The following is a 12339-nucleotide window of genomic DNA, read 5'->3' as shown; positions in this document are numbered from 1 at the left end:
GGTGCAAATAGCGAAGAGGAGGAAATGCAGTGATTGAAGTGAAAAATCTTGTGAAGAAATATGGTTCTCACATGGCGGTAGATCATCTGAATTTTACCGTGCAATCCGGACAGATTTACGGATTTCTGGGACCGAATGGCGCCGGAAAATCCACGACAATGAACATTATGACCGGATATCTGGGGGCAACTGAGGGGCAGGTGCTCGTGAACGGGCATGATATTCTGGAAGAACCGGAGCTGGCAAAACGCTCGATTGGATATCTGCCGGAAATGCCGCCGCTCTATATGGAAATGACCGTGGAGGAATATCTGTATTTTGCGGCAGAACTGAAGAAAATACCGAGGAAAGAAAGGGAAAGCCAGGTGCAGCGCGTAATGATGCTGGTGAAACTCACCGATGTGGCGCACCGCCTGATCAAAAACCTGTCAAAAGGCTACCGGCAGAGGGTAGGGCTGGCGCAGGCGATTCTGGGCTTTCCGGAAATCATCATATTAGATGAACCGACGGTGGGACTGGACCCGAAACAGATTATCGAGATCCGCGAACTGATCCGTGAACTCGCGAAGAAGCATACCGTCATTTTAAGCTCTCATATTCTTGCGGAAATTCAGGAAGTCTGCGACTATATCATGATCATTTCCAAGGGAAAACTGGTCGCAAGCGATACCCCTGAGAACCTGGAGAGAATGCTGGAGGGGCAGCAGACCATAGAAATCCTGGCTAAGGGCAAGGAAAAAGAAGTGAAAGCTATTGTGGAAACGGTATCTGATGTCAAGCGTGCAGAATATGAGCCGGGAAATGAAGAAGGTACTGTTCACGTAAGTCTGACTCCAAAAGAAGGCAAAGATATTCGGGAAAATGTGTTCCATGCGTTTGCAAAGAGCGCATGTCCGCTGCTTATGCTGATGCACAGCAGAAGTACGCTGGAAGATGTATTCCTGGAGCTGACACAGGGGAGTTCGCCGATCTTGAATAAGACACAGAAGAGGGCAGGCGAGACTGGGATAGAAGATACAGGCGAGCACGAGCTGGGAAATGTAGGCAAGTCCGAAGTGGAAGATATTCTGATCGAAAATGTAATTTCAGAAAATTTAGTGAGCGATTTAATAGACCAGGCAGACCAAACAGAGGAGGTGACCGCAGATGACAGCGATTTATAAGCGTGAACTTAAGGCGTATTTCCAGTCCATGATCGGATATGTTCTGACCGCATTCATGGTGGCGTTTACCGGCATTTATTTTATGGCATATAACCTGAATTCCGGTTACCCATATTTTTCCTACGTTTTGATGAGCATTAACTACATATTAATCATTGCAATTCCGCTCCTCACGATGCGGTCATTCGCGGAGGAGAGAAAAAATAAAACAGATCAGTTCCTTTTGACTGCTCCAGTGGGACTTAAAGATATCGTATTGGGAAAATATTTTGCCATGACGACGGTATTTGCGCTGCCGTGTGCGATTTACTGCATATTTCCGCTGATCATAAAGAGTGTTGGGACGGCATATTTAAAGGTCGACTATTTGTCTATTTTAACATTTTATCTGATGGGGTGCGTGTATATTGCAGTTGGAATGTTTCTTTCTTCACTGACAGAAAGCCAGATTATTGCTGCGGTAACGACGGTGGGCGCGCTGCTCGTCATTTACCTTTGGGGCGGGTTGGTGAATTTTATGCCGACCTCTAAGGTCAGCGGCATGGTCGGTATCGTGGTGCTGGTCACCCTGGTGGCGGGAATCATTTACCAGGTGACGAAGAACTGGATCATAGCGGGCGTGCTGGAAGTGGCAGGCGTGGCAGCCGTTGTGATCGTGAGTTTCGTGAAGGGAGAGGTGTTCGAGAATCTTCTGGTGAATCTGATGAACAGGCTTTATATCGGGGAAGTATTTGAAAATGTGGCGATCAACCGGCTATTTGATACGGAAGGCATTGTGATGTACCTGACTTTGATTGTGGTGTTTGTATTTTTGACTATGCAGTCAATTCAGAAAAGACGCTGGAGTTAGGAGGGAAGCAGCATGGATAGAATCAAAAAAATGTGGAAGAGCGCGTCTTCCAAATACGGTACATACAGTCTGGTGCTTACAGCGGTCGTGATCGCGATTGCGGTCGTGGTGAATCTGGTGGTTTCCCAGCTCCCGGAAAAATGGAAAAATGTTGACATCAGTGATAACCGATTATATGAAATCAGTGATGTTTCAAGAAATATGTTAAAGAAATTGGATCAGAAGGTCACGATGAATGTGATCGCCGAATTGGATTCCATAGATGACAGGATTGAAACATTTGTGAAAAAATATGCGGCGCTCTCAGGGAAGATCGAGGTCAAATGGACGGACAGCGTGCTTCACCCGTCTGCACTCAAGGAGAATGATACCGAGGGAGACGTGATCGTGGTTTCCTGCGAGGAGACCGGGAAAAGTACGACGATTCCATTTTCCAGCATTATTGAATACGATCAGTATTCCTATTATACGACGGGGCAAATGAGCGAGACTTCCTTTGACGGAGAAGGACAGCTCACCGGCGCGGTGAATTATGTCACCAGTGATTCCGTGAAGAAGATTTACCGGACCAGCGGTCATGGCGAGGAGACATTTTCCACTTCAGTGACGGACCTGTTCTCCAGAAATAATCTGGAGACAGAGGAGATCAATCTAAGCATGAATCCGGAGATTCCGTCGGATTGTGATCTGTTGTTCCTCTATGGGCCGACCTCGGATATTACAGATGATGAAAAAGAGTTGATTCTGAATTATCTGGCAGATGGCGGAAATGTGTATTTGATTCTCGGAGATGCGGCAAATTCGACTCCGAATCTGAACGCGGTGATGGAACGGTATGGTCTTAGGAAGGCGGACGGTTATATCGCTGATATGCAGAGAAATTATCAGGGAAATTACTACGCGATTTTCCCGCAGCTTTCTCTTAGCGGAGATTTGGGGACGGGAATCAGCAATGAGATGGTTCTTTTGGTGAATTCTCTGGGAATGGAAAAACTGGACACAGAAGATAGCGAGAGTCTGATGGTTTCGCCGTTCATGCAGACGTCTTCTAATGCTTATGCGGTAACGGAGAATGATGAAGCGGAAGGGCAGTATATTCTGGGGGCAGTTGCGACAGAGGCGGTGAGCGCAGATGGTGAGGATAGTTCGGGGGACGATGCCGAGGAGAATGCAGGAGATGGAACGGAAGAGGACGCTGCAGAGTCGGGTGATGATTCCGCCGAGGGAAATACAGAGTCTGACAGTGATTCGAGTACTTCTATCGACGATACGGAGGAACCCCGCGAGTCAAGGCTGACTGTTCTTGCATCGACTTCCATGATCAATTCAGAAATCACGGATCAGCTCACGACGTTGGATAACCTGACGTTATTCGTCAATTCGGTGACGGAGAATTTTGATGATGTGGAGAATCTGGCGATTGAGGCGAAGAGCCTCGCCACCGAGCAAAATACGCCGATGCACGCAGGCAGCATCAGCCTGATCGTGATATTTGTGATTCCGCTTGCAGTGCTTGTATTCGGATTTGTGGTTTGGATGAGAAGGAGGAAGGCATAGAAAAATGATGAAAAAATCGAAAACGTTATGGATTCTTCTCCTTATTTTTGCTCTGCTTGTTGCCATTTTCTTAGGACTAAAATCCTGGAATAAATCCAATGACGAGGAGGAAGAGGCAAAGAGGCAGGCCCAAAAGGTTCACATTTTTGAAGCAGACAGTCTGGCCGCCATGGAGTATGAGAAGAGTGACGGGACAGTGATGTCATTTTCCAAAAAGGACGGCGAATGGGTATATGGGGCTGACGAGACGATAGGGCTCGCAGAGGATACCATGGAAACGCTGGAAAATACATTTTCCGATATCACGGCTCTGAAAACGATTGAGAGTCCGGATGCATTGGCAGATTATGGTCTTGAGGAGCCGCAGTACCGGCTCCGGCTTTCCGGGGAGGACGAACAGACGCATACCTTCCTGGTAGGTGACGCAGCCGGGGAAAATTACTACTTTATGGAGGAAGGGCAGGAAACGGTATATACGGTGGAATCTGCCCTGGTTTCCGGGCTGCTCTGGGAGATTTCTGATGTGGCGAAGAAGGATCAATTTGTCTCTGTCACGGAAAATAATTTTGTAAAGGAAATCGTGACTATGCCGGATGGAACAGAATCGGTATATGATATTGCGGATAAAGATACTAAGGAAGAAAGCAGCGAAAATACGGAACAAGAATCTGATGCGGATCAAGAGACGAATAAAGATGTAAATGCGGATACTGAGTCTGCTGAGGCAAATGCGGAATCGGCTGACGACGAGGTAAAAGATGAGAAGAGTGCCAGAGTTTCTTCCGTGTGCGACGGACTTGCCAGCTTCTATTTTACGGATTGCATCGATTATCATGTGACCGATGGCACCCTGGGGCAATATGGATTAGCGGAAGGAAAACGGACGAAAGTGGTGCTGACCTACAAAGAAACGGTGGACTCTGACGAGGAGAAGGAGATTACCTTCTATGTGGGCAGTAAAGATGATACGGGGACGTATTATTACGTGCAGCTTGAAGGCTCCCAGATGGTCAATCGGGTGACGGCTACGAATGTGGAGCAGGCGCTGGGGCTCTCTGAGTTTGAGTGATGAAATAGAATTTGAGAACCAAGTATTTATACAGGTTTCAAGTAAATTTATCTAAGTATCGGCAACGATTTGGCAACATTCCGGGTTGAAAATCAATCCGTTCCGTCTTTTAAAGCCGGTGTAATCAGATTGCTTAATTCCTACGGATAAAGAGATGTTTAAAGCCCTCTTAGCTGTCATGAAACGAATCCCTGCCAGTTAGACGAGAGTAGTGTAGATGTTCAGTTTACTCTTGGCGAGTGGGTGGGGATTTGTTATTTCCTTGAAAATATGTGGAAAGTAGAAATGGTTTCTGATAAAATGGTTATATGATAGAGATAGTGAAATTTACAGGTAAAACGCAATGCAAAAGAAACAAATGCTGTTAGATAATATTGATAAAATCCATACTACGAAAACGGGTGCCGGTAGAATAAAGAAAAATTTCAAATCAGGTACCGACGATGTGGTTGGGTACTATAAAAATAGGGTATTAGATAAGAATGCAGAGGTTCATTTTGAAAACAAAGGTAATGGTACAAAATGGAGGAAAAAGATTATGGCAAGTTATGAATGTTGTGAATGTGGTGTTGACATGGAACTGGATTTGGACGAAAAGATGTTGAGATGCCCTAATTGTGGTTGCGAGTCTTCTATTGATGATGATGAAATTGCTAGATATGAGGGAGATTATTATAGTAGTGAATGTCTACCAGTTGATGAAGCTGCACTAATTTGGGCTTCACATGGTAAAGATGAAGATTATATGTGTGGCTATTCAGAATATGAATTAGAGGATGCATTATAATTTCAAAGGCTATCATTTAGTGAAAGCGATTGGTTTAAAGAACACGCAGTAATTATATTATAGAAATGTGAAACATGGTAATGATAAAGAATATAATAATACATATTTAAGAGAAAAGGAGAAAAAATGGTTTTTATTAATGACTCGTTAACTATAGTTTTAGTTGGTGATTGGAATAAACTATATATTCAACCAGATTGGGTAGCGAATAATGTATTTGAAAAAGAAGAAATTGAGATAGGAATTAATGGGCAAGGGTCTGATTTTGCAGTGTCATATAGAGAAAATGGTGTTGTAGTTTCCCCTGGACAGAGTAAGGTAGTTTTCTCTGTTATCAATACAGATGATGAAACGTTAAATAAATTATGCCAATGCATAAATAATTTTGTAGAAAAAGCATATACACCACAATTATTTGCTTATGGACTAAATGCTGATTTTTTGGAAGAAGAGGGTATTTTATTTGCTGAGGTGATTGATTCAATGTCAGACACTAGGGATATTGTGGAGAATGGATATGAAGTTGTTTCAACAAAAATCAGTAGGACTTTAAAACGTGATGATAAATTTATCAATATGGATTGTAATTTAGAAAACAAAAATCTGATGGTACATTTTAATGAACATCATAATCCAGGGGAAAATAAACCTAATTTTTGTATAGATGATATAAAAAATTTTATTGAAGAATCTTGCGGTATTTTACGTGGGTTAGGATATGAAATAGAGGGTGATGAATAATGATAAATACGAAGCATATTAAAGTAGAATTTGGAAGGACGGTATATTCTCAAAATAGGAAAGAAACAGAAGAAAATACCCAAGGAAGTAGACAAGAAAGAATTGAAGTAATAAAAATGATAAAGAAAGGAACTGATGAAAAAACGTTTTCAGGTTACAGAAAAGTAAACTATGCAGAAAAAAAAGTGAAAGAAACATATCAGAAAATTAATAAGATGTTAGGAGGAAACTAATGTCTTTGCAAAAAGAAACAATAGGATATAAAATAGACCAAAATATCCATTTTACCTACAAAACAGAACCTGACATGTCTTCCCTTTGCCAAGGAGATATTCTAGCAATTACTGAGGAATTGTCATTAGTGTTAAAGGAGGTTCACCCGTATTTTTTAAATGAACAATATAAATATTTTATGGTTCTATCCCAAAGTTGCGACTTAGTGCGAAGAAACGGGAAACCCTGTAAAACTCCATATATTACACTGGCGGCTATTAGAAGTTACACAGATTTCTTAGAGAGAATGCTTATCAAAGGAAAATATGCTGAAAAGAATCATGGACTTTTGCTAATGGATGAAAAAAATAAAGATCGAGCATATCAGGTTGTTGAAAGATTGTATAATAATACTGAGCCTGAATATTTTTTTCTTTATAAAGAAGAAGCATTAAGATTTCCTGAATCTATGGTTGCCTATTTAAAGGTGTCAATTGCTTTAAAAAGTAATGAACATTATGACGAGTGTTTGCGGGCAAAAAGAATAGAGTTGACAGATGAATTTAAAGCTAAATTGGGGTGGTTAGTGGGAAATATGTATTCGCGGGTTGGAACAGCAGATTGGGAAGGGATTATGTCGGCTCAAGCAAGGAAGGATATGTTAAGTCAGGATCTTAATTCCATGTGTATTATAGGTAATAAAGAACAGTTAAAACAGTTAAAAAAAGAAATTTTGGAAAGAACTGAATTAAATCCCAAACATGAGGAAGCTGTCGCATTTATAGAAGATATCACTATAAAAACAAAGTATGATAAAGTTATGGAGATTATAGAAAATGTGATTCAAACATCCTCTAAGAAAATATCGCAAGAAGAAAAAGAAAAACTATTAAAGGCAATTAAAAGTAGAAGTGCACTTAAAACACTTATTACATAATGAAAAAAGAGTGGCAAAGGCAGGAGAAACTGAGTAATTATAGCGGATAGGGGAAAAGAGTGGGCAGAAATTGGAGCAACAATCTGTACACTCTTTTATTGCTTTGTATATCTAAAAGATGCACTTGTGTTGGAAATAGAGCAACATTTTGCTGACGCTATTTACAATTTAACAGGGGTGCAGTAAAATGAGCGATAAAGTGAACAATATATTATCGAGGGAAAAATTACGATGAAACGTTTATATGAAAAATTAGAAGAATATTCCAAATCCGACTACTATGGTTTCCATATGCCGGGCCATAAACGGAATGAGAACGTGATGGGAATTTCGCTTCCCTATAGTATCGATATCACGGAGATAGAAGGATTTGATGATCTGCATCATGCGGATGGAATCCTTAAAGAAGCCCAGGCACGGGCGGCGGCAGTATTTGGGGCAGATGAGACGCATTTCCTTGTAAATGGAAGTACGGTGGGAATCCTGAGCGGGATTCTGGGCTGCACCCGCAGAGGAGATAAGATTCTGGTGGCGCGGCACTGCCATAAGTCGATCTACCATGCCATTTACCTGAATGGACTTGTGCCCCGCTATCTTTATCCCGAGTTTGACGGCAAATCGGGGATTAATGAGGAAATTCAGAAGAAGGACGTGGAAAATATGCTGGTGGCTGAGCCGGATATCCGGGCGGTGGTCATCGTTTCGCCCAGCTATGACGGCGTGGTGTCGGACGTGGAGGGGATAGCGAGGGTCGCTCACGCCCATGGAATTCCGCTGATCGTGGACGAGGCGCACGGGCCACATTTTGGGTTCCATTCTTATTTTCCCGAGAATTCGAACCGTCTCGGGGCAGATGTGGTGATTCATAGTCTGCATAAAACCTTGCCTTCGCTTACGCAGACGGCGCTTTTGCACCTCAATGGGAAATACGCAGACCGGGGGAAGATCCGTATGTATCTGGATATGCTGCAGAGCAGCAGCCCGTCCTATATTTTTATGGCGAGCCTGGACGCATGTGTGGACTTGCTGGAAAGAAAGAGCGGGGAACTGTTTGACAGATATGCCGCCAGGCTTGGGGGGCTGAGAAAAGAGCTTGGAGGGCTTAGGAAATTGCACCTTGTGCAGACCAAACATTTTGACCGTTCTAAACTGGTAATTTCTGTGGCTGGAACGGAATTGACAAGTCATGCGTTATATGAGAAACTATTAAATGACTATCATTTGCAGATGGAAATGGCAGCGGGCAGCTACGTACTGGCAATGACATCGATTGCCGATACGGAAGAAGGGTTCGAGCGGTTGAAACATGCTTTGTTTGAGATTGATGAAGAACTAATGCGTGTTGGGGGAGAAAATTTGCGGGAGCTTGGGAGAATGCCAGAAGAAACGGGTACGTATAATCCGGAAAAAATAGCCAGGAAATCCTGCCAGGAAATACCAGGCCGCATATGCAGGCAGGAGCAGATCTATACCCCGTATGAGATACGGGAAATGCAGTTTGCCGGCCAGTGTGAGGAAATCTTGTGGAAAGAAAGTGCCGGCAGGATCTCCATGGATTTCGCTTACCTCTATCCGCCGGGAAGTCCGGTGATCGTGCCGGGCGAGCGGATTGCGAGGGAAGCGGTGGAGCTTCTTACATATTATGAGCGGCAGCATTTTCGCATTGAGGGAATCTGCCGGGAAGGTTATATCAGGGTGTGGAAAAATGGGTAAGATATTTTATCTGATGGGGAAAAGTTCATCAGGGAAAGATACAATCTATAAAGAACTGCGGGAAATGATGCCGCAGCTAAAGACGGTGACGATCTACACCACCCGTCCGATCCGGGAAGGGGAGACGGAAGGGGTGGAGTACCATTTTGTGGGGGAGAAGGAGCTGGACGCTTTTCTGGATGAGGGAAAGGTGATCGAACTTCGCGCCTATGATACTGTGTATGGCGTTTGGAAATATTTTACAGTAGACGACGGACAGTTCGACCTTGCGCATGAGGATTTCCTGATGATCGGAACGCTGGAGTCTTATGAAAAGATGCGGGAGTATTTCGGGGAACAGGTGATGGTTCCTCTCTATATTGAAGTGGAGGACGGCGAGCGCCTCAGCCGCGCACTTAGGCGGGAGCGGGAGCAGAGAGAACCGAAGTATGCTGAGATGTGCCGCAGATTTCTGGCTGACACCCAGGATTTCGCGGAAGAGAACATCGAACGCCTGGGGATTCGGGAACGCTTTGAAAATATAGAAATTAACGAGACATTAAGAAAAATTTCAGAAAGAATTCAAAACTTGTGTGAGAATTTAGACTAGGTATTCAGAGGAAAATGTGGTATACTAATAAAATGATATTAGGTATTTTACAGATAAAGAGGGTGAGGATATGTCAGGATTTAAAGATGTCGTAGGACATACAGATATCATACAATATATACAGACAGCATGCAGTCAGGATAAAGTTTCCCACGCCTATATATTAAACGGGGAGAGAGGAAGCGGGAAGAAGCTTCTGGCGAGGCTGTTCGCTATGACGCTTCAGTGCGAGAATAATTCGGAAGATCCGTGTTATGAATGCCATTCCTGTCGTCAGGCGGTAAGCGGTAATCACCCAGACATTATCCGGGTAACACATGAGAAGCCGAATTCCATCAGCGTGGACGATATCAGAGTACAGATCAACGAAGATATCCAGATAAAGCCATATAGTGGAAAATATAAGATTTATATTGTTCCTGATGCGGATATGATGACGGTGCAGGCGCAGAATGCTCTTTTGAAGACCATCGAGGAGCCGCCGGCCTATGCGGTGATCTTTTTGCTGACGGAGAACGCACAGAGCTTGCTGCCGACGATTTGCTCCCGGTGCGTGATGCTGAAGCTGCGCAATATTAAAGATACATTAGTGAAGAAATATCTTATGGAGCATCTGGAAGTGCCGGATTACAAAGCCGATGTGTGTACTGCATTTGCGCAGGGTAATGTGGGACGAGCGATCATGCTGGCGAATTCCGAGCATTTTAATGAGATCAAGGACGAGGCGATTCTGCTTCTGAAATCTATTGATACCATGGAGCTTCCTGATCTCATGGATGCGGTAAAGCGTATTTCGGTCTATAAGCTGGAGATCACGGATTATTTGGATATCCTGATGATCTGGTATCGTGATGTTCTGATTTATAAAGCGACAAAGAATATTGACAGAGTGATTTTTGGCGAGCAGCTTGAATATATCCGGGAGCGCGCAAGGAAAAGCTCTTATGAGGGAATCGAGACGATTCTTCAGGGCATAGAAAAAGCGAAGGCGCGTTTAAAAGCGAATGTGAATTTTGAACTGGTGATGGAGCTGATGCTGCTCACGATAAAGGAGAATTAGACGATGACAAAAGTGATTGGAGTCCGGTTCCGCACGGCAGGGAAGGTGTATTATTTCTCGCCGGGAAAACTGAAGGTTAAGCAGGGGGAACAGGTAATTGTAGAGACTGCCCGGGGCGTTGAGTTTGGAAATGTAGTTTTGGGCACCAAGGAAGTGGCAGACGAGGAGATTACGCAGCCGCTGAAGGCTGTCATTCGAATCGCTACTGACGACGACCGCAGAATAGAGGAGAAGAACCGCAAGAAGGAAAAAGAGGCGTTTCAGATCTGTCTGGAGAAGATTCAGAAGCATGGTCTGGAGATGAAGCTGATCGATGCGGAATATACATTCGATAACAATAAAGTACTGTTTTACTTTACGGCGGACGGAAGAATCGATTTCCGGGAATTGGTGAAGGATCTGGCGGCGGTGTTCCGCACCAGGATCGAGCTTCGGCAGATCGGCGTCCGGGACGAGACGAAGATCCGCGGCGGTATTGGCATCTGCGGGCGGGAGCTTTGCTGCCATACCTATTTGTCGGAGTTTGCCCCGGTTTCTATCAAGATGGCGAAGGAACAGAATCTGTCCCTGAATCCGTCCAAGATTTCCGGTGTGTGCGGAAGGCTGATGTGCTGTCTGACCAATGAGGAAGAGACTTATGAAGAGCTGAATAGTCATTTGCCGTCAGTGGGAGATACGGTCACGACGCCGGAAGGACTGAAAGGGGAAGTGCAGTCGCTCAGCGTGCTCAGGCAGCAGGTGAAAGTGGTGGTGACCCTGGATAACGACGAGAAGGAGATTCGCGAATATAAAGCGGGTGAACTGAAATTCAGGCCCAGAAGGCGGAAGAACGATGTGAAGCTTTCCAAACAGGAGATGAAGGAGCTTGCGGCTCTGGAAAAAGGTGAAGGAGCGTCAAAGTTAGATGACAACTAATCTGAAACCGGGAGAGAGGTTAGACGATTTACAGATAAAGGGTTATGAGATTATCCAGCACCCGGGGCGTTTCTGTTTTGGAATGGACGCGGTGCTGCTTTCGGCATTTGCCAGAGTGAAGACGGGAGAATGTGTTCTTGATCTGGGGACAGGAACGGGTATTCTCCCGATTCTTTTCGCTGCAAAGACTGCGGGAGAGCATTTTACCGGGCTGGAGATTCAGGAAGAAAGCGCAGACATGGCAAGGCGGAGCGTAGAGCATAATGGGCTTACGGGGCGTGTGTCGATCGTCACGGGGGATATACGGGAGGCGTCGGAACTATTTGGCGGTTCTTCTTTTGACGTGGTAAGTACGAACCCGCCGTACATGATTGGAGGCCACGGGCTGGCCAATCCCGAGAGCGCCAAGGCGATCGCGCGGCATGAGGTCCTGTGTACTTTGGAAGATGTGTTGCGGGAGAGCGCCAGAATCGTGAAACCCCAGGGAAGATTCTATATGGTGCACCGTCCGTTCCGTTTGGCAGAGATTCTGGAAGGAATGTGCAGGGTGAATCTGGAGCCGAAACGCATGCGGCTGGTGTACCCGTATGTGGATAAGGAGCCGAATATGGTTCTGGTGGAAGGGATCCGGAATGGGAAACCGCGTATGACGGTGGAACCGCCGCTGATCATTTATGAGAAGGACGGGCGGTATACGAAGGAAGTGCTGGAGCATTACGGAATGGACGGGACCGGAGGAGTATAA

13 protein-coding genes are annotated in these 12339 nt (G+C 44.8%); all 13 read left to right on the top strand.

The window, feature by feature from the left end; all coding sequences use genetic code 11:
• Window positions 1-29: 29 nt before the first annotated feature.
• The 13 genes from ABXS75_00975 (at window position 30) to ABXS75_00915 (ending at window position 12339) form a co-directional block, all read left to right on the top strand.
• Window positions 30-1163: an ABC transporter ATP-binding protein gene (locus ABXS75_00975; protein ID XCP85419.1), complete on the top strand. Its 1134-nt coding sequence runs from the start codon at window positions 30-32 to the stop codon at window positions 1161-1163.
• Window positions 1147-2013 carry an ABC-2 transporter permease gene (locus ABXS75_00970; protein ID XCP85418.1) on the top strand — a complete coding sequence of 289 codons (867 nt, stop codon included), beginning with the start codon at window positions 1147-1149 and terminating at the stop codon, window positions 2011-2013. The genes ABXS75_00975 and ABXS75_00970 overlap by 17 nt, the downstream gene beginning before the upstream one ends.
• 12 nt (window positions 2014-2025) lie before the next feature.
• Window positions 2026-3570 carry a GldG family protein gene (locus tag ABXS75_00965; GenBank protein ID XCP85417.1) on the top strand — a complete coding sequence of 515 codons (1545 nt, stop codon included), beginning with the start codon at window positions 2026-2028 and terminating at the stop codon, window positions 3568-3570.
• Between the two features lie 4 nt (window positions 3571-3574).
• Window positions 3575-4639 carry a DUF4340 domain-containing protein gene (locus tag ABXS75_00960; protein XCP85416.1) on the top strand — a complete coding sequence of 355 codons (1065 nt, stop codon included), beginning with the start codon at window positions 3575-3577 and terminating at the stop codon, window positions 4637-4639.
• Between the two features lie 343 nt (window positions 4640-4982).
• Window positions 4983-5426 carry a DUF3781 domain-containing protein gene (locus tag ABXS75_00955; protein XCP85415.1) on the top strand — a complete coding sequence of 148 codons (444 nt, stop codon included), beginning with the start codon at window positions 4983-4985 and terminating at the stop codon, window positions 5424-5426.
• A gap of 126 nt (window positions 5427-5552) precedes the next feature.
• Entirely contained in the window at window positions 5553-6167 is a 615-nt protein-coding gene (locus tag ABXS75_00950) for a hypothetical protein (protein ID XCP85414.1), read from the top strand.
• Window positions 6167-6400, top strand: coding sequence for a hypothetical protein (locus ABXS75_00945; GenBank protein XCP85413.1), 234 nt, complete (start codon window positions 6167-6169; stop codon window positions 6398-6400). Before ABXS75_00950 ends, ABXS75_00945 begins: the two co-directional genes overlap by 1 nt.
• Window positions 6400-7317 (top strand): hypothetical protein, encoded by a 918-nt coding sequence (locus ABXS75_00940; GenBank protein ID XCP85412.1) that lies wholly within the window; start codon window positions 6400-6402, stop codon window positions 7315-7317. The genes ABXS75_00945 and ABXS75_00940 overlap by 1 nt, the downstream gene beginning before the upstream one ends.
• Window positions 7318-7548: 231 nt before the next feature.
• Window positions 7549-9030, top strand: a complete 1482-nt coding sequence (locus ABXS75_00935) for an aminotransferase class I/II-fold pyridoxal phosphate-dependent enzyme (protein ID XCP85411.1) — start codon at window positions 7549-7551, stop codon at window positions 9028-9030.
• The gene (locus ABXS75_00930; GenBank protein XCP85410.1) at window positions 9023-9619 is read left to right on the top strand and encodes a guanylate kinase; all 597 of its coding nucleotides are present in this window, start codon (window positions 9023-9025) and stop codon (window positions 9617-9619) included. Before ABXS75_00935 ends, ABXS75_00930 begins: the two co-directional genes overlap by 8 nt.
• Before the next feature lie 70 nt (window positions 9620-9689).
• Window positions 9690-10679, top strand: a complete 990-nt coding sequence (holB, locus tag ABXS75_00925) for a DNA polymerase III subunit delta' (protein ID XCP85409.1) — start codon at window positions 9690-9692, stop codon at window positions 10677-10679.
• 3 nt (window positions 10680-10682) lie between these two features.
• Window positions 10683-11594, top strand: a complete 912-nt coding sequence (locus ABXS75_00920; GenBank protein XCP85408.1) for a stage 0 sporulation family protein — start codon at window positions 10683-10685, stop codon at window positions 11592-11594.
• On the top strand, window positions 11584-12339 hold the full coding sequence (locus tag ABXS75_00915) for a tRNA1(Val) (adenine(37)-N6)-methyltransferase (GenBank protein XCP85407.1): 756 nt from the start codon (window positions 11584-11586) through the stop codon (window positions 12337-12339). Before ABXS75_00920 ends, ABXS75_00915 begins: the two co-directional genes overlap by 11 nt.

Source organism: Roseburia hominis (assembly GCA_040702975.1).
GTDB lineage: Bacteria > Bacillota > Clostridia > Lachnospirales > Lachnospiraceae > Allocoprococcus > Allocoprococcus hominis_A.
The sequence above is the reverse complement of the archived record's forward strand: the minus strand, read 5'-3'. Positions and strand labels throughout refer to the sequence as shown.

Excerpts from the sequence above, each read along its gene's own strand:
- ABXS75_00970 (XCP85418.1), top strand. The coding sequence starts at position 1,147 with ATGACAGCGATTTATAAGCGTGAACTTAAGGCGTATTTCCAGTCCATG.
- ABXS75_00965 (XCP85417.1), top strand. The coding sequence starts at position 2,026 with ATGGATAGAATCAAAAAAATGTGGAAGAGCGCGTCTTCCAAATACGGT.
- ABXS75_00960 (XCP85416.1), top strand. The coding sequence starts at position 3,575 with ATGATGAAAAAATCGAAAACGTTATGGATTCTTCTCCTTATTTTTGCT.
- ABXS75_00955 (XCP85415.1), top strand. The coding sequence starts at position 4,983 with ATGCAAAAGAAACAAATGCTGTTAGATAATATTGATAAAATCCATACT.
- ABXS75_00950 (XCP85414.1), top strand. The coding sequence starts at position 5,553 with ATGGTTTTTATTAATGACTCGTTAACTATAGTTTTAGTTGGTGATTGG.
- ABXS75_00945 (XCP85413.1), top strand. The coding sequence starts at position 6,167 with ATGATAAATACGAAGCATATTAAAGTAGAATTTGGAAGGACGGTATAT.
- ABXS75_00940 (XCP85412.1), top strand. The coding sequence starts at position 6,400 with ATGTCTTTGCAAAAAGAAACAATAGGATATAAAATAGACCAAAATATC.
- ABXS75_00935 (XCP85411.1), top strand. The coding sequence starts at position 7,549 with ATGAAACGTTTATATGAAAAATTAGAAGAATATTCCAAATCCGACTAC.
- ABXS75_00930 (XCP85410.1), top strand. The coding sequence starts at position 9,023 with ATGGGTAAGATATTTTATCTGATGGGGAAAAGTTCATCAGGGAAAGAT.
- holB (XCP85409.1), top strand. The coding sequence starts at position 9,690 with ATGTCAGGATTTAAAGATGTCGTAGGACATACAGATATCATACAATAT.
- ABXS75_00920 (XCP85408.1), top strand. The coding sequence starts at position 10,683 with ATGACAAAAGTGATTGGAGTCCGGTTCCGCACGGCAGGGAAGGTGTAT.
- ABXS75_00915 (XCP85407.1), top strand. The coding sequence starts at position 11,584 with ATGACAACTAATCTGAAACCGGGAGAGAGGTTAGACGATTTACAGATA.